Below are 16,568 nucleotides of genomic sequence, written 5' to 3' on the forward strand. Positions count from 1 at the left end.
ATGGCCAGACCTAGAAATCCCCTCGCCAAGGCGGAGGCGGAGGGGAGAAACGTTACGCACCCGACCCGCTTCAAGGGCCGGAAAGAACCGAAAGCGGCTTCCGATATCGGCAAGGCGCCGAAATGGATGAACGCCGATCAATCAAAAGTCTGGAACTTGTTTGCGAAGGAACTGCCTTGGCTGAATGGTTCCCATAGATCGCTGCTCGAAATCGCCACCACGATCCGAACGCGCGTTATCGCGAATGAGGAAGTCGGCGTGCAAGCGTTGAACCTCCTGCGGCAGTGTCTCGGTCAAATGGGCGCTACGCCATCCGATGCAACTAAGGTCTCCATGCCAGATAGCGGCGAGGAAAAGGACGATTTGGTAGATGACTAAGACGCCGGCGCTTGATCGCGTGAATGCTTACGCGCGCGCCGTGCTCGATGGCGTTGAAGTTGCGGGGCCGCATGTTCGGAACGCCTGCCAACGCCATTTCGACGATCTGGCGCAAGCGCATGAACGCGGCTATTTCTGGGACGACGCTAAAGCCAATCGTGCAATGCGGTTCTTCGAAGAGCGGCTGAAGCTGAACGACGGTCAATTCGACGGTAAGCCGTTCAATCTGCATGCATCACAGGCTTTCAAGTTAGGCTCGATCTTCGGTTGGGTGGATTCAGACGGCAATCGTCGTTTTCGCCGTGTCTATATCGAGGAAGGCAAAGGTAACGGCAAGTCACCCTTTGCAGGTGGCCTCGGCCTCTATGGGCTGATGTCAGACGGCGAGGCGGGCGCGCAAATTTATGCAGCCGGCGCAAAAAAGGAGCAGGCCCAGATCCTTTTTCAGGATGCAGTTAAGATGGCAAGGGCGGCTCCGAAGCTTTCAAAACGGATCACCTTCAGCGGCGGCATTGGACGCGAGTTCAACATCGCCTTTCTTGAGAAAAAGGCATTCTTTCGTCCGATTTCCAAGGATGCCGGCAAGACCGGCTCTGGTCCGCGACCACACTACGCTTTGTGCGATGAGGTGCACGAACATCCAGACCGTTCTGTCATGGAAATGCTGGAGCGCGGGTTCAAATTTCGACAGCAGCCACTTCTGTTCATGATCACTAACAGCGGCAGTGACCGAAACAGCGTTTGCTGGGAGGAACATGAGCATGCGGTTCGGGTAGCGGCTGGCACGAAAACGCCTGACAATGACTTCAGTTATGTCGGTGAGGGGATCGACGACACGACATTCGCCTATGTGTGCGCTCTGGATAAGGACGACGACCCGCTCGAAGATCAGTCTTGCTGGAAGAAGGCAAATCCGCTTCTTGGCGTGATTTTGACCGAGAAGTATCTTGCTGGCGTAGTCGATCAGGCAAAACAGATCCCCGGCAAGCTTAACGGCATTCTTCGACTGCATTTCTGTGTATGGACCTCTGCCGACAAAGCATGGATGCCACGCGAGACCGTTGAAGCCGTCATGGACGACTTCGACCCCATCGAAGAGCATCACGGCAAGCAACTGTTCCTGTCTGTCGATTTGTCGGCCGCGCGCGATATGACCGCATTAGCCTGCGCGGTGAAAACCGGCACCAAGACCATGGAACGGGAAGACGGATCGACGATCGAGCTGCCGACGTTCGACGCATGGATTGAAGCATGGACACCAGCGGAAACGCTGAAGGCCCGCGCTCTGGCTGATAAAGCACCATACGATGTGTGGGTAGAGCAGGGATTTCTGAATGCCTCGCCGGGTAAGCGAATTCGGTTCGACTTCGTCGCGCAGCGAGTCGCTCAGTTATCGCAAGAGTTCGACGTCGAAGGCATCGCCTATGACCGCTACGCCTACGACAAGTTCCGCGAGGAACTGGACGCAATCGGCGTTGAAGTCGAGCACATCCCGCATCCGCAGGGCGGCAAGCGACGGTCGAAGGCCAGCGATAAAAAGATCGAGGCGGCGAAAGAAGCCGGTCTGCCTGAGCCGCAAGGCTTGTGGATGCCGGGTTCTGTCACGGAGCTTGAAAACGCAATCATCGACGGCCGTGTCAGGCTCCGGCGCAATCCGGTTCTCATGACCGCCCTGATGGGCGCCACCTTCGATCGCGATCCGCTCGATAACCGGTGGTTCGTGAAAACCAAGGCATCGGTACGCATCGATACTGCCGTGGCCCTAGCCATGGTTACGGGTTTTGCCGCCGATACACCTATCGTGGTCAGGTCCTCGCTGTCGCCGTGGGACGACCCGGAATTTACTCTAACGAAAGCAGCCTCATGAGGATACTTCAGCGGTTCTCGCGTTCGCGACGAGAAGCCGATATCGAGCAGCGCGCCAGCCCTGAAAACGCGGGTGTACCCGTTAGCGCCGAAAATTTCCTGGCTTACTTTGGCGTCCAACCAGTCAACCTTCCATCTGTCACGATCGAAAGCGCCTTGACCGTTCCTGCGGTTCTTGCTGCGGTTTCGTTTCTATCCCGTACAATGGCCGCGTTGCCTCGTCACGCATATCGTGATGGCAAAGGCGGCTCTAAACGCCTGGGCGGTAAGTTTGAGACCATTGTGAACACAGCCCCCAACTCGGATATGGGCGCTTTCAAGTTCTGGCAGTACTTTTGGCAGCAGGTTTTTACTGGCGGCCGTGGTCTGGCTTGGATCGAGCGATCGGGAAAAGAAGTTTTGGCTCTGTGGCCGATGGACCCGACCAAAACCACCGTGAAGCGAAAAGGTCTGGCTGTTGTCTATCGATTTGGCGACAAGGAATATCCGGCCGCTGACGTCATAGACGTGCCATTCATGTTGCGAGCTGATGGCATTCGCCATTTCGGCCCTATCGCTCAGGCAGCCAAGGCGATTCAGCTTGCTATCGCCATGAATGACTACGGGTCGAACTTCTTTGCTGGCGGCGGCGTGCCGCCACTGGCGCTAGAAGGTCCTCTGCCGCAAGGCGGGGCGGCCATGCAACGGGCGATGGGCGATATTCATCGCGCAATTGACGAAGCCCGAAAGAGCGAAAAGCCGATCTTTCCAATGCCGCCCGGCCACAAGTTGACCCAGGTTGGCTATGACCCCGCCAAGGGCCAGATGATCGACGCGCGCCGCTTTCAGGTCGAAGAAATCGCCCGCACTTGGCAACTTCCACCTGTATTCTTGCAGGATCTTACGCATGCTAGCTTTTCGAATGCAGAACAGCAGGATCTGCATCTCGTCAAGCACCTGATCATGCAATGGGCCAAGGCTCTCGAAGACGAGATGAACCTGAAGATATTCGAGGTTGCGGGTGGTACGCGTTACATCCGTCACAATCTGGACGGGCTTCTCCGTGGTGACTTCAAGAGCCGCATGGACGGTTATGGGGTGGCAATCCAAAACGGTATCCGGACACCAGATGAAGTGCGTTCTCTGGAAAACTTGCCAGCCAAGGGTGGGGCGGCGGATCAGCTTCATATTCAGGGCGCCACCGTTCCGTTGGGGACGCAACCGGCGATCGCTCAAACACCTGCCAATGACAATTCTGTTGAGGAAAATGCTGCAGCATGACCGAAATTGAAAAACGTAGCGGGTCTCTCGGCGTAGAGACCCGAGCAGAGGACAGTAAACGTGTGCTGACCGGATACGCGATTATCTGGAATAGCAACACGACCATCGGCGATTATTTCGTCGAGCGGATTGCACCGGGCGCATTTTCGCGGGCGATCGGCGGCGACATTTTGGCTCTTCTGCACCACGATTCCGGTCGTGTGCTGGGTCGTACCAAAAGCAACACGCTGAGGCTGAAGGAAGATGCCCGCGGGCTTCACGTCGAAATCGATGTGCCCAACACCACCGACGGTAACGATCTATGGGAACTGGTCGAGCGAGGTGACATCACGGGCATGTCCTTCGGAATGCGGGTAACGAAGCAGGAATGGGACGATACGGGCGCGATTCCTCATCGCACCATTCTTGAGGCGGATCTTTTCGAAGTCACTGCCACTCCCACCCCCGCTTACGAAGACACTCATCTGGCGAAACGCTCGTTAGATGCGTGGCGAGCCGAGGCTGATGCGACTATAGCGCGGCGCCGAGATGAAAATCGAACGGCAGCCGCCCGCCGTATCGCTGAGAAACGCGCCTCTTTTGAACAGAGAATTCGCGGCATCGCCTGATGTCGTGACCATTACCCGGCATGCCGGAGGGTCTGCATAGCAGGCCAGAGCAAAACCGTTATCTTCAAGGAAAATCTAATGTCTCTTACCGAACTGCACGAGCAGCGCGGCCGTTTGGTCACGCAGGCTCGCGAAGCCCTCGACGAAATCAAGTCGAACACCGACGAAGCGCGGTCCTCTGAACTGACCGAGCGCCATGACCGCATCATGACGGAATTTGATAAGATCGAAAATCTTATCAAGCGCGAGAAGACTCTCGCTGAAATTGAAGCGCGCGCAGCAGATGAGCGAGCACGACAGCGCCCGATTTCCGATTCCGAAGGTCGCGGTAGCGATGTCGGCGACGAAATCGAATATCGTTCCGTGTTCTATAAATTCCTCGCCAACAATGCCGATATCGGCGAATTGTCGGGAGAAGAGCGCGCCGTTCTAAAGCGTGGCGTTCAGCCCGCCTCCGAGACCCGTACGCAGGTAACGGCGACCAACGCCGCCGGCGGCTACACCGTACCGGTCGAGCTCGCTAACGAGATCGTCAAGTCTATGAAGGCTTGGGGCCCGATGTACGATGAGGACATCGCGACCGAGATCGTTACTTCCGCTGGTAATCGTATCAACATTCCGACGGTTGATGACACCGGAGTTGAAGCCGAAAAGCACACCGAAGGAACGCCATTGACCGACGATGGCGGCAAGGACGTGACGTTCGGTCAGAAGAACCTTGACGCGTTCGTTTACGACACTGAGTTCGTCAAGTTCTCCATGGAACTTGCACAGGATTCAATTTTCAGCGTTGAAGCCCTGCTTGGCCAGCTTCTGGGCGAGCGCCTTGGTCGTATTGCAAACAAGCAGCTGACCATCGGCACCGGCACTGACAGCCCGAACGGTCTCGTCACCGCGTCTTCGCTTGGCAAGGAAACGGCTGCCTCGGCGGCGATCACTTCTGACGAACTGATCGACCTGCTGCATTCGGTCGACCCAGCTTATCGCCAGAGCCCGAAAACGCGTTGGATGTTCAACGACCTTACCCTTGGTTCGGTCCGTAAGATCAAGGATAACGAAGGTCGTTACATCTGGTCGATGGGTGACATCACGAAGGGCGAGCCTGGCACCCTTCTTGGTTATAGATACAGCATCAACCAGGCAATGGCGGGCATCGGCGCGGGCAACAAGCCAATCGTATTCGGTGACTTCGGCAAGTACTTTGTCCGAAAGGTCGGTTCTCCAGTGATCGGCGTTCTCCGCGAGCGCTTCTGGCCGGATCTGGGCATTGCCGGCATCATCCGTTTTGACGGTGAGCTCGGCGATACCGCTGCGGTCAAGCATCTCGTGAACGCTGCATCTGGCGGCTAATCAATCTTCGGGGTGGTTTATCCGCCCCGTTCCTTTTTGGGGACGCTCATGAAAATTACGATTACGACCAGTCTGTCAGGACCGACCTACACGCTCGAACCTGGCGCCGTCGCCGACTTTGCCGAGGCCGAAGCGATCCGCCTCATCAACGCAGCTTTTGCTATTCCGACTACCGATGATGGCAACGTCGAACGTGCTGTGAAATCCGTTCGCTCTGTGGAGAAGCGCAAGAAGCGAGGCCGATCGAATGTGGCATCCGTATAAGGTCGCGCAAGGTCCGACGGGCGATGTCATCGCGCTTGAGGATGTAAAGCGCCATTTGAATGTGATGCACGACGATGATGACGTTTACATCCGATCGCTCATTACGGCCGCATCTGACTTTGTTGAGAAGTATTGCGGGATCGTCGTCGCGGGGCAAAAGATAGAAGCGTCATGCGATGCTTTTTCCGACATGTCTCGTCTGTCGGTTGGTCCGGTAACAGAAGTCGATAGGATCGAATATATCGCTCTCGACGGATCGAAGAACACCGTAAGCGTTGATGCATATGTTTTGAATAGCGATGGTGTTGAGCCATCAATTGTACCGGCATACGGAAGCCATTGGCCGATTGTTCGGCCGGGCTCTCGTGTATCGGCCACCCTGAACGCAGGTTTCAATCCACTTCCAGCATCTATTCGTCACGCCATGCTGTTGTGGATTGCCGATGCTTACCTCGTTCGGGCTAACAGTGCGACGGTCGAATGGTCGGCTTTTGACAGCCTGCTTTGCAACTACCGAAGAGGTCGATAATGGCCGACACGAAGTTTCGAGCTGATGCAATCGGCCAGTTGAACGCCCGCATCACCTTCCAGCGGCATAAGATTATCGAAGATCCCTTCGGCGGGACGCGTGGTGAATGGGTTGACCAGTTTACCGTACCGGCACGATTGAAACCGAAGTTTGGCGGCAATGCTGAAAGCCTCGTGGCATCAAGGTTGGTTTCAAAGCAGCCCTATAATTTGACGATCTACAGCAGTACAGCAGCGAGACAGGTAACGGCCTCATGGCGTGCCTATGATGCTCGGGCGGGCAAGACCGGCGAAAACCCTAATCGCGTGTTTGGCATTAAAACCATCGTCAATCCAGACGAAACGAACCGGTTTCTCGAAATGCTGGTTATCGAAAATGAGGTGGCTTAATGGTCGTCCGTGTGAAGCTCAAACGCACAGATCTGATGAAGAAGATTCAGCAGATCGCGCCGAAGGCGATCGAGAAGATGGCCGAGGCTCAGATGCAGGTTGCGGAAGAAGTCGCCGAAGCTATCAAGGCGCGAGCGCCAGTTCGGGCCAATGGCGGCGGCGAATACAGAGACAGCATCCACGCAGCCAAGCAGAGCGACAATCCAGATAAGAAGGTCTTCGGCGCCCGCAAATCGACCGACCCTAACGCTGTCGGCATTTACGGCAACTGGATATGGCGGTTCTTGGAATACGGCACGAAAGCCAGCGCTGGCACCGAGGCCCGCGTTGACCGCCGATATAAGTCCGGTTCGGTCATGACGCAGGCTAAGGGCGCTCATGCCGCCACACCAGCGCAGCCGCATATCTTCCCGGTCTGGCGCGGCATGCGAAAGAAAGCCGTTCGTCGCATTCGTACGGCGATGAACAAAGCCATTCGAGAGGCCATGAAGAAATGACTGATAGCGAAAGCCTGGAATTGCAGGGTGCTGTCGTTTCTCGTTTGAAAGCATGGCCAGACTTGCAAGCACTAGTCGGTGCCAAGATCTACGACATCGTGCCGTCCGACACGACGGCGCCGTATGTCGAGATCGGTGATTTTGACGACCATCGAGACGACAAAACCTGCGTGTCTGGTCGGACGATATACGTCACATTGCACATATGGACGAAAGCACCGGCTGGTAGCAGCCGAGTGGAGGCCAGCCGGATTGCACGGGCTGTGGAAGGCGCGCTCACCGAAGCCAGCCTGACGATGCCGTCATATCGGCTCGTTTCTTTGGACCACAACCGAACGCAGATTTTCAAAGACCTGGACGATGCCCATCTCCACGGCGTCGTCGAGTTTACCGCCAGGACAGAACGCCTGTCCTAGCCCACCTCTCAAGACAAGACAGTTCAACCACAGCCCGCCACTTCGGCGGGCTTTTTGCATTTAAGGATCTCAAAATGGCCGATGGTCAGCAGATTGGTCGCCTTCTCCTCATTCAGATTGGCGATGGCGCAACTCCCGAAGTTTTCACGAATCTCTGCGGTTTGCAGACCCGTTCGTTCAATATGTCGGCAAACTCCGTCGATACCACGATACCAGATTGCCAGAATCCCGGTGCAACGCCGCAGAAGACTGGCGTCCCCGGGATCAAGCAGCGCACCTTTACCGGCTCCGGCAAGTACGTCGCCGGTGCGAATTCGGCTTACTTCGTTAGCAAGGTAAACGACGCTGCGATTTTCAACGCGATCGTTATAGTGCCTGGCCTTGGCTCTTATGAAGGCCCGTGGTTCGTGACGGACTTTGAATTCTCCGGCGAGCAGGAAGGCAATATGGACTTTAGCGCTACCTTCGAAGCGGCAGGCCCGCTGACTTTCGAAGCTGAGGTATAACATGGAGCTTCCGGTTAACGGAGCTCGCGGCGAAGTCGGCGTCACCATCAGTGGCGTCGAAATCGTCCTCGCGGCAACAATGAAAGGATTGGCAGCGGTTTCACAAGAGCTCGGCTGCAAGTCCATGAACGATCTTTTCGCCCGACTGTCGGACGTCGAGATCAACGCGGCAATGTTGGGCCTTCGACACCTGACGGTGCAGGGCGACGCAGCTGCGGCTATCGAGCGATTGAATTTAAGCCATTTCGCTTCGCTCTCCACGGCATTTCAGGCTGCGCTAGCGCATCATTTCAAAGGTGAGCCAGCGGGAAACGGGGAAGCCGGGGGAAAGTAGCGGCGGCTGACTTCCCTTGGCAGGCGTGGCTGCAAGCCGCTTTCGGGATCCTTAGATGGACACCGAAAACATTCTGGAACTCGTCACTAACGGAGTTCCTTGCCGCACTCGATGGTTTCACTGAAGCACGAGGTGGCAAAAAGACAGTCGAGCCACCGACCGACGCGCAGATGGATGATCTGCTCACGAAATACGGAAAAACTCGAAAGCCCGCCTAGTGCGGGCTTTTTCTTTTTATGGAGAGCCGCGTGGCCGACGAAAATTCCGATATTATTCTATCTATTTCCTCAGACGTCGCATCCATGCGGCGCGCGCAAAAGCGCATGGACGAAATGCTCCAGGCGATGGGGCGCAGTTCCGATAGTGCCTTCAACAAGATGGCCGACCGGGCGAACGCTGATATGCGCCGCATTGAGGAGGGCGCGATCAAGTTGCGTCGCCAGCTCGACGCTACATTTCAGAAGTCCTTCGGCAGCAGCTTGAATAAAGGGCTGGCTGCGGTCGGCTCCGTCCTCGGTACAAACGAGGTCCGTAAATACGCAGATCAATGGACCAGTGCAGAGAACATGCTGAAGGCAGCAACAGCTGCCACCGGCATGCAGACGCGCTCGCTGAAGGAATTGCGCGCTGGCGCAGATGACGCACGCGTGTCCGTCGAGGATTACGTCGATCTTTACGCGCGCATGGTGCGGTCTGCCTCTGGCTTAGCCAAGTCCGAGAACGAAATCGCTCTGGCGACCAACCTCGTTTCCAAGGCGTTCAAGGCCGGCGGCGCGTCTGCGCAGGAACAGGCGGCTGGTATTCTCCAGCTGGGCCAGGCGCTAGGCAGTGGCGTTCTGCAGGGTGACGAGCTGCGCTCGCTGCGCGAAAATGCGCCCATTGTTGCCAAGGCCATTGCGGATGAGTTCGGCGTGACGGTCGCCAAGCTGAAAGATCTCGGCGCCGAAGGCAAGCTCACGTCTGACCGTGTGTTTAGAGCAATCATCAACGCCCAGAAATCCATCGAAGCTCAGTTCGCGGCGACGAATGCGACCATTGGCGACGGCATGACCGCCATCAATAATGCGATGCTTCAATATATAGGTACGGCCGGTGACATGACGGGCATTTCAGCCACCGTGTCGCGCGCCTTGATTCTGATTTCGCAAAATTTCGACCAAGTGGCAGACGCAGGCATGCAACTCGCCGCAGTTCTTGCGGGCGTGTTGGTTGGACGTTCATTGGGCGGCATGATCCGCACGCTTGGAACCACGACGGCGACATTGGTCAAATTTCATCAGGCGGCGAAGGCTGCGCAGGGCGCAATGGGCTTGGTGCAGGCGATGGGCGGCCTTGGGGCTGCAGCTGGCCCGCTTGGCGCGATTATTGGTGGCGCTCTCGTGCTGGCGGTAGGCAATTATACCGTCAAGGCTATGGAAGCGCAGAAGAACTCCGACACTCTTCGCGCGGAAATGGAAAAGCTCGGGCTGGTTGCGCCCAAGGCCGCAGACGGGATCGATAAAGCCGCCGAGTCGCTGGATAAACTGTCTGACCCTGAAAAGGTGCGGAAGCTTAAGAACATAGCCAGTGAGCTTGAGCGGTTGCGGAATGGCGGATCTCTAAGCAAAGTTTTTGGCCAAGGCGATGAGCTCGATGCAATTTCAATCGATGCGATGCTACCTCTGCGCGGCGGCACTGGTTTTTGGTCGACTTCCGACGCCGATAAATCCGCCCGTCAGGAAATCGCGAACATCATTGCCGATTTCCAAAACTTTGCAATCAACGCGGACAAAGTCAAAGAACGGCTTCAGGCTATTAATGATCAGCCCGTCAGCGATTCCGTAATCGAGTTTGGCAGACGCGTTCAGGAAACAGTCGATAAGATATCCGGCCTGCGTGCAATGGCAACTCGCGTCGGCGATATGCCAGAATTGACAGCGGCTACCCAGCAAGTTGTCGATCTGGGTTCACACATCGATATCCTGGCGCAGAAAGAAGTCGTTACAGAAAAGCAGCGACAAGAAATTCAAAGTATCATCGATCGGTTCCTGAAATCGAAGGACGGAGCTGAAGACGCGCTTGCCGCCATCAACGGTCTATCCGCTGCCAATCCTGATCTAAGCCAGTTTTTTAACAAGATGGCGCAGGCCATCACCACACTTTCCAATGTTCGTGCTGAAGCTGATCGTGTTCGGCAAGCGATGGCACAAGCCGCCCCTCTTGGCCCCGACGAAGCAAAGGCAACAAGCTCCGCCAACGATCCGTATATCGTCCAGCGGAAAAAAGAAAATGCAGCCGCTGCTGACTTCGAGAAAAACGCGACTCGGCGCGCTGGTCTGGCTAAGGATCAACTAGCGCTCGAAACGAAGCTCGCGGATGTCCGCAAGCGTCTTCAATCCGAAGGTGTGCCGAAGCCGGACGAAGATATGGTGCGGCGCATCGCAGACGCTGAACTAGCTGGTGAAAAGGCGCGGTCCGCAGAAGGCAAAAAGCCGAAGAAGGAAAAGGCCACTCCGAAATCGACCGATCAGAAGATCGACAGTGACATCCAGGCTGTAAAAGACCGCACGGAAGCCCTGCGCCTTGAAGCGGAAATGGTCGGCAAGTCCACTGCCGAGCAAGAGAAACGCCGCATTGCGATGGATCTCGAGCAGGCTGCGCTGGCTAAGCTGAAGGACGAAGCGATCAAAAAAGGCCAGAAAGATTTGTCGAACATAAAAATTTCGGCAGATCAGCGGCGGCAGATTGATGAAGTCGCGGAAGCTTACGGTCGGGAAGCGGCTGCTTTACAGTTGGTTGAAGACCGGCAGCGGCGTTCTGAGCAGGCGGCAAACGATTTTTACGAGTCGTTCAAAAGCAGCACCATCGGCGCGATAACCGGCGCAAATAGTCTGGCGGATGCTTTGAAGAACATCGGCAATCGGCTGGCGGAGCTGTTTTTAAACGCTGGTTTCGATGCACTGTTCAAGCCGTCGTCCAACGGCATGGGTGGCGATGCGTTTGGTAGTATCTTCAACAGCATCGGCAGTTTGATCGGGCTGAAAGACGGCGGCCAGATACCTGGCTATGACAGCGGCGGCCGTATTCGGGGCCCAGGCGGACCACGTGACGACAAGGTGTTGCTGTGGGGGTCGAATGGGGAGTTCATGATGAACGCCGCTGCGACCCAAAAGTGGCTGCCAGTTCTGGAAGCCATGAACGCCGGTCGGCTGCCAGAATTACGCAACGGCGGCGGCGTTGGGTTTTCGGCTCCGCGAATTTCGTCGGCGTCGATCCCCGTGCCGAGCATTCCAAGCGTTTCGCAATTGGCCGGAGATTCCAGCGTCGATAACTCGCGTACCGATAATTCGGTGAGTGGACCGACCATTAACGTGACGGTCAACGGTGCCACCGGCAATGCCGAAGTATCGTCAATGGTGCAGGAAGGGATCGCAAAGAGCATGATGGCTTGGCAGCGATCGCCTCATTTTGCGAATGCAGTTTCGCAGGGTGTCAAACAAGCGAATAGCCGCGGAATGTTGCGGCGCTGACTTAAACAAGGACGGTCTTCGGATCGTCCTTTTTCTTTTGGAGATAAAGATGAACATCTATTTTGTTACGCCAGCGCCTGCGCAGGGTGGAGACATTCGCGTACTGCAAGACGATGAAAAGACGCCAATCGTCAGTTTTCTCGATCAGCAAGAGGCCGAGGACTTCGCGCAGCGTATGGCACGTCGCTTTCCAGGCGTGCAGTTCTGGGTGATGGAGGGAGGCGCCAAGAAGGCATTCATAGCCGATCCGTTGCCGGTGCAGGAATGTGCTCCAACTGTGGTGGAGTTCTGATATGGCCGAAACTCTTCCCGAAAGCCTGAATTACCAAGCCAGTCCGCTCAAGCTTAATCGGTCGGTTTCAACGTCGCGTTATGGCGAACGGGCCGTTTCGTTTATCGAGAATGCCGATCCATATTGGTCGTGGACGGCCAGTATAATCTCGCTTAGCGCTGCCGACCGAAAGCGGCTTGAAGCGTTTTCAGATCGCTGCCGCGGCGGCATGGTCACGGTGCACTACACGCCACAAGATGCCTGCATCCCGCAAGCCTATTGGGGAGATGCGAATAACTCGGCAATCACTGGCACCGCGACGCTGGCCGCGATTAACGGCAATACGCTCACGCTGAGCGGCGTTGCTATCGGCCTGAAACTGACGGACGGCGATTTGGTCGGGTTTACGGTCGGCGATTACAACTTCATCGCCCGCATCGTTGCTGATGCCACAGCAGCCAGCACGAGCGTGCAGGTGAAGATCGAGCCGTTCTTGCCGTCCTACATCACAGTGGGCGCGACGGTGAAGTTCAAGAACCCAGTAATGAACATGCGGCTAATGCCGAATAGTTTGGAAATCGGAAACGGCTTTTTCCCCGATGCATCATTTCAGCTTGTTGAAGTGCCGAAGTGAAAGGTGAGTATGGGCGGAGCGCTGGAATGGCGGGCGCGAGCAGCGCAAAAATAGCGCCGTCTTTCTCTCCCCTGATTTTTTGAAGCCAACTTCAGCCAAAAAAAGATAGACACTGTGAGATTTTTGAGCTTGAAAGCGCGTTAGCGAAGAATAGAATAATCTAGCGTATTCAATCAGCTCTAATGCTTGTTGAAGTGGGGGAAGCAGTGAGTTTTGTACCGCGAAGCGGCGAGCATGCATTGACGGAAGTGGTCTTTGGCGTCACTTTTTCAAGGCTGTTGAATCAGGCAGAGATTGAGGCTGTTGTGGCTTCTCATGACGTATGGAAGCAGAAGCTTCCTCGTATGAGCCGTATAGCTGCTGTGGAATTTGCTTTTGGCGAGGTCCCGCCGACCGATATGCCTCAGCATCGTTCTGCCGGCGTGATTTTTGATAGGTATAAACCAGACGGCACTCTTGATCTCCGTCTTCGCGTTGATGAGACTGGCTTATTTGTCAATTGTCTTACTTATACACGATGGGCTGAAGTTTGGCGCGAGGCGTTTGACTTGATGTCTCAGGTAAGCCGGTTTATTCGTGGTGAGGCGTTTATTTCCTCGGTAATCCTGCAGTGTGTCGATGTATTTGACTGGGATGGTGCTCCAGATGAGTACGATCTTCATTTGCTGCTTAAAGAAAACCCTGAGGTAATTCCGCTTTTTGTATTCGATTCTGGTCTTTTTTGGCACTCTCACCACGGGCGGTTCTTTGATGCCAGTGACGGTCGCGGTCGATTGTTACAACGAGTTCAGTTAGACGGTATTGAAGATCAAGATTCAAAACCTATAGTAAAGTTGGAGATATACCTTCAGCTGCAGTTTGCCAGAGATATGGCCCCTCATGCAGATTCTCTCGGTAGCTATGGCATGATGAACGAACTTTTTGATCCGCTTCATGACCGGCAGAAAGAAATTGCATCGAGTTATCTTAGCGGAGAGATTTGCAATAGGATTGGATTAAATGGCTAACGTTGCTAATCCGTTTCACGTCGTTGGAATTAGTCCGCGAAGCCGAGGAGGTATTACCTATTCCGCGGTTACATCGCTTGATGCTTCTACTTCATCCACATCCCTTGGTGTGCGTGTAATCGATAGTACTAGCGGTATATCTCGGGATATAAAATTATGGGAACATACTGATGACTTTGCTGGGGTTCAGCTATTAGGCGGTGGTGTGGTTGCAAACACAGAACCGCGCCTTGCAGGTGAGTATCACGTTATCCACTTCCGGCCGCCGGCATACGGTCATTTCGCCAGGTCCCGCACAACGGAGAAGAGCGGTATCGCTATTACCAGTTTCCATCCTGAAACCGTTAGAGCTGTTGCTGATAAATCTGTTCTGGCGGCCATTTTTGGCTTACCTAGAATGGAAACTCCTCTACCAATCCAGTTTGTAGAAGCATGGCGGGAAATGGAGAGCTATAAGGAGCTTTCCGATGGATGGGATGGTCCGAATAGTATTAAACCAACAATTCAACGAATCCAGTCGGCTCAAAATTTCCTTGGTTTATTGCCTCCAGACATACGTACTCCTGAAGCAATGGCGTCAGCTGACGGAACTGTGGGTTGGTTTTGGCGTAACAAAAATATACATGCAGCAGTCGAATTTGTTGCGCAGTACAAGTATTCATATTTTGCCCGTACCTCGGACAAGACTAAAGTCGCGCGCGGAAAATTAACTTTCGACGGCGTGTCGGTCCCGTCTGATTTGTTGGATATTATAAGGGTGGCATAACGGCGTGTCGGGGGCAGTTGAACTTTGTACATGTGAAGGTGAATCTCATGGTGATTTGGGCGCTGTTCAGGATGCCGAACGTTTAGCTCGTATTGTCTTTAGCCCAAATCACCTTCGAAAGACCGGGGAACTCAAGCCAGGGGTTTTCCCGTTGAGTCATATAAAGAAGTCGGGGGTTTCTCTTTTAAGGGTTGACCATCTCACCCGTGACGAACTTAAAGAGAGATCGGACGAAACAGCTTCGCAATTGGACGGCCAATCCGTTCATGGATTACTTGTAACGCGTGCTACGCAGATTAGAAACCTAACAGAAAGTGCGCATCGTTCAGTCTGCTTGGTTGATGATCCCGTTTTAAACGACCCTAAGCTGTCTGATAATCCGGCGCATGCGATTTGCATTTCTCCCTTAGAGCGCAGCGACGATCAGTTGCAGGAGATACAAGCAGACTTATTAGATATATTCTCCGACGTTCTTTCTATAGACGATGCGCACGCGTTTTCTTGAGGGACCATTTTTGGACTGACGTGCCCCCGTTAATTTAGGCCATTCAGAACTGGAATTTTCCACTTATGATCCCTTGTCTGGGAGAAGGAGATTTCCATGAAAGCATCGAAGTTTTCGGAAGCGCAGATCGCATTCGTTTTGAAGCAGGCAGAGGATGGCACGCCGATTGGTGAGGTCTGTCGGAAGGCAGGTATTTCAGACGCCACGTTTTATAACTGGCGCAAGAAATATGCGGGCCTGATGCCATCCGAGATGAAGCGGTTACGTCAACTCGAGGAGGAGAATGCCAAGCTGAAGCGGATCGTTGCTGATCTGTCTCTGGACAAGGCCATGCTTCAGGATGTTTTGGCAAAAAAGCTCTGAAGCCTGCACGCAGGCGAGCGCTTGTCGACACTATCAAGTCGGATTGGAAAGTCTCGGTACGACGCGCCTGTTCGGTGCTCAAGATTGACCGGTCACTTTATGTCTACAAGTCAAAGCGCGGCGAGCAGGCTGAACTGAAGCTCAGGATCAAGGACATCTGTCAGACACGGGTTCGTTATGGGTATCGGCGCGTGCATGTGCTTCTCAAGCGTGACGGCTGGCCCGTTAATCCGAAGCGAATCTATCGTCTTTACAAGGAGATGGGACTTCAGCTGCGGAACAAGGTTCCCAAACGACGTGTGAAGGCGAAGTTTCGCGCTGATCGCACAGATGCGACCCATTCCAACCATGTCTGGGCAATGGATTTTGTCCATGATCAATTGGCGACTGGACGGAAGATCCGCATCCTGACGGTGGTTGATACATTCTCACGCTTCTCGCCAGCAGTTGATGCCCGCTTCAGTTATCGTGGTGAGGATGTGGTGCAGACCCTGGAACGGATATGTCGTCAGGTCGGTTATCCTGCGGTTATTCGTGTGGATAATGGCAGCGAATTTATCTCTCGTGACCTGGATCTATGGGCTTACCATAAGGGGGTGGTGCTCGACTTCTCCCGGCCCGGCCAGCCGACAGATAACAGCTACATCGAGAGCTTCAATGGCAAATTCAGAGCCGAGTGCCTGAACGCCCATTGGTTCATGAGCCTTGACGACGCCCGCATTAAGATGGAGGATTGGCGTAGAGACTATAACGAATTCCGGCCACATAGCGCCATTGGCAATAAGGTGCCGATTTCGCTTATGAATGGCTCAACGGCATCCCCGCCGCTTTGAGCCTTAAACCCGGAAAATTCCAGTTCTCCGTGGTCCAAATTCGGGGTGCACCTCATAAACCCGGAAAATTCCAGTTCTCCGTGGTCCAAATTCGGGGTGCACCTCAGGACTAACGTGCAGCGTGATTACAGAACTGCGAGAGGGAGATTATAATCTACAGAATTCCACGTCTGGTATTTGCAGGATTATATAGCGCGACAATCAGGATGAGACGCTTGCGACAATCTGGATGAGATTCTTAGGTCGCGGTCGGGATCAAATTATCATGCTGATTGCCGGTGAC

The 16,568-nt window shown here is 54.5% G+C and carries 18 protein-coding genes and 2 pseudogenes; all 20 read left to right on the forward strand.

The features are described from left to right. The 20 genes and pseudogenes from QBD01_RS24070 to QBD01_RS24160 all read left to right on the forward strand — a co-directional run bounded on the left by QBD01_RS24070 (nucleotide 1) and on the right by QBD01_RS24160 (nucleotide 16,285). A complete protein-coding gene (locus QBD01_RS24070; RefSeq protein WP_280994847.1) occupies nucleotides 1–378 on the forward strand; it encodes a hypothetical protein in 378 nt (125 codons plus the stop codon). Next, a complete protein-coding gene (locus QBD01_RS24075; protein WP_280994848.1) occupies nucleotides 371–2,245 on the forward strand; it encodes a terminase TerL endonuclease subunit in 1,875 nt (624 codons plus the stop codon). The genes QBD01_RS24070 and QBD01_RS24075 overlap by 8 nt, the downstream gene beginning before the upstream one ends. Beyond that, nucleotides 2,242–3,504, forward strand: coding sequence for a phage portal protein (locus QBD01_RS24080; RefSeq protein WP_280994849.1), 1,263 nt, complete (start codon nucleotides 2,242–2,244; stop codon nucleotides 3,502–3,504). Before QBD01_RS24075 ends, QBD01_RS24080 begins: the two co-directional genes overlap by 4 nt. Further along, entirely contained in the window at nucleotides 3,501–4,112 is a 612-nt protein-coding gene (locus QBD01_RS24085) for an HK97 family phage prohead protease (RefSeq protein WP_280994850.1), read from the forward strand. The genes QBD01_RS24080 and QBD01_RS24085 overlap by 4 nt, the downstream gene beginning before the upstream one ends. A gap of 78 nt (nucleotides 4,113–4,190) precedes the next feature. Continuing rightward, the gene (locus tag QBD01_RS24090) at nucleotides 4,191–5,462 is read left to right on the forward strand and encodes a phage major capsid protein (RefSeq protein WP_280994851.1); all 1,272 of its coding nucleotides are present in this window, start codon (nucleotides 4,191–4,193) and stop codon (nucleotides 5,460–5,462) included. 48 nt (nucleotides 5,463–5,510) lie between these two features. Then, nucleotides 5,511–5,726, forward strand: coding sequence for a hypothetical protein (locus QBD01_RS24095; protein ID WP_280994852.1), 216 nt, complete (start codon nucleotides 5,511–5,513; stop codon nucleotides 5,724–5,726). Next, nucleotides 5,710–6,255, forward strand: a complete 546-nt coding sequence (locus QBD01_RS24100) for a head-tail connector protein (RefSeq protein WP_280994853.1) — start codon at nucleotides 5,710–5,712, stop codon at nucleotides 6,253–6,255. Before QBD01_RS24095 ends, QBD01_RS24100 begins: the two co-directional genes overlap by 17 nt. Further along, the gene (locus tag QBD01_RS24105; RefSeq protein WP_280994854.1) at nucleotides 6,255–6,644 is read left to right on the forward strand and encodes a head-tail adaptor protein; all 390 of its coding nucleotides are present in this window, start codon (nucleotides 6,255–6,257) and stop codon (nucleotides 6,642–6,644) included. Before QBD01_RS24100 ends, QBD01_RS24105 begins: the two co-directional genes overlap by 1 nt. Further along, nucleotides 6,644–7,141, forward strand: a complete 498-nt coding sequence (locus tag QBD01_RS24110; protein WP_280994855.1) for an HK97-gp10 family putative phage morphogenesis protein — start codon at nucleotides 6,644–6,646, stop codon at nucleotides 7,139–7,141. The genes QBD01_RS24105 and QBD01_RS24110 overlap by 1 nt, the downstream gene beginning before the upstream one ends. Beyond that, nucleotides 7,138–7,557 (forward strand): DUF3168 domain-containing protein, encoded by a 420-nt coding sequence (locus QBD01_RS24115; RefSeq protein WP_280994856.1) that lies wholly within the window; start codon nucleotides 7,138–7,140, stop codon nucleotides 7,555–7,557. The genes QBD01_RS24110 and QBD01_RS24115 overlap by 4 nt, the downstream gene beginning before the upstream one ends. A gap of 74 nt (nucleotides 7,558–7,631) precedes the next feature. Continuing rightward, nucleotides 7,632–8,063 (forward strand): phage major tail protein, TP901-1 family, encoded by a 432-nt coding sequence (locus tag QBD01_RS24120; protein WP_280994857.1) that lies wholly within the window; start codon nucleotides 7,632–7,634, stop codon nucleotides 8,061–8,063. Nucleotide 8,064: 1 nt separating this feature from the next. After that, entirely contained in the window at nucleotides 8,065–8,397 is a 333-nt protein-coding gene (locus tag QBD01_RS24125; protein ID WP_280994858.1) for a hypothetical protein, read from the forward strand. A 23-nt stretch (nucleotides 8,398–8,420) separates the two neighbouring features. After that, nucleotides 8,421–8,615, forward strand: a pseudogene (locus tag QBD01_RS25475) (phage tail assembly chaperone); the annotation flags it as partial. 183 nt (nucleotides 8,616–8,798) lie between these two features. Then, nucleotides 8,799–9,476, forward strand: a pseudogene (locus QBD01_RS25480) (tape measure protein); the annotation flags it as partial. Between the two features lie 2,479 nt (nucleotides 9,477–11,955). Then, on the forward strand, nucleotides 11,956–12,198 hold the full coding sequence (locus tag QBD01_RS24135; protein ID WP_280994860.1) for a hypothetical protein: 243 nt from the start codon (nucleotides 11,956–11,958) through the stop codon (nucleotides 12,196–12,198). Between the two features lies 1 nt (nucleotide 12,199). Then, nucleotides 12,200–12,811, forward strand: coding sequence for a hypothetical protein (locus QBD01_RS24140; protein ID WP_280994861.1), 612 nt, complete (start codon nucleotides 12,200–12,202; stop codon nucleotides 12,809–12,811). Nucleotides 12,812–12,993: 182 nt separating this feature from the next. Then, nucleotides 12,994–13,818, forward strand: coding sequence for a TIGR04255 family protein (locus QBD01_RS24145; protein WP_280994862.1), 825 nt, complete (start codon nucleotides 12,994–12,996; stop codon nucleotides 13,816–13,818). Next, nucleotides 13,811–14,584, forward strand: coding sequence for a hypothetical protein (locus QBD01_RS24150; RefSeq protein ID WP_280994863.1), 774 nt, complete (start codon nucleotides 13,811–13,813; stop codon nucleotides 14,582–14,584). Before QBD01_RS24145 ends, QBD01_RS24150 begins: the two co-directional genes overlap by 8 nt. A 4-nt stretch (nucleotides 14,585–14,588) precedes the next feature. Beyond that, nucleotides 14,589–15,089, forward strand: a complete 501-nt coding sequence (locus QBD01_RS24155) for a hypothetical protein (RefSeq protein ID WP_280994864.1) — start codon at nucleotides 14,589–14,591, stop codon at nucleotides 15,087–15,089. A 96-nt stretch (nucleotides 15,090–15,185) separates the two neighbouring features. Further along, nucleotides 15,186–16,285, forward strand: a protein-coding gene (locus tag QBD01_RS24160) for an IS3 family transposase (RefSeq protein WP_280994865.1) whose coding sequence is annotated in 2 segments (ribosomal slippage) — nucleotides 15,186–15,438 and nucleotides 15,438–16,285 — 1,101 coding nt in all. Because the reading frame shifts where the segments join, the coding sequence is not laid out codon by codon here. Nucleotides 16,286–16,568: the final 283 nt, after the last annotated feature.

Origin of the sequence: Ochrobactrum sp. 19YEA23 (genome assembly GCF_029909865.1) — a bacterium.
Classification (GTDB): domain Bacteria; phylum Pseudomonadota; class Alphaproteobacteria; order Rhizobiales; family Rhizobiaceae; genus Brucella; species Brucella gambitense.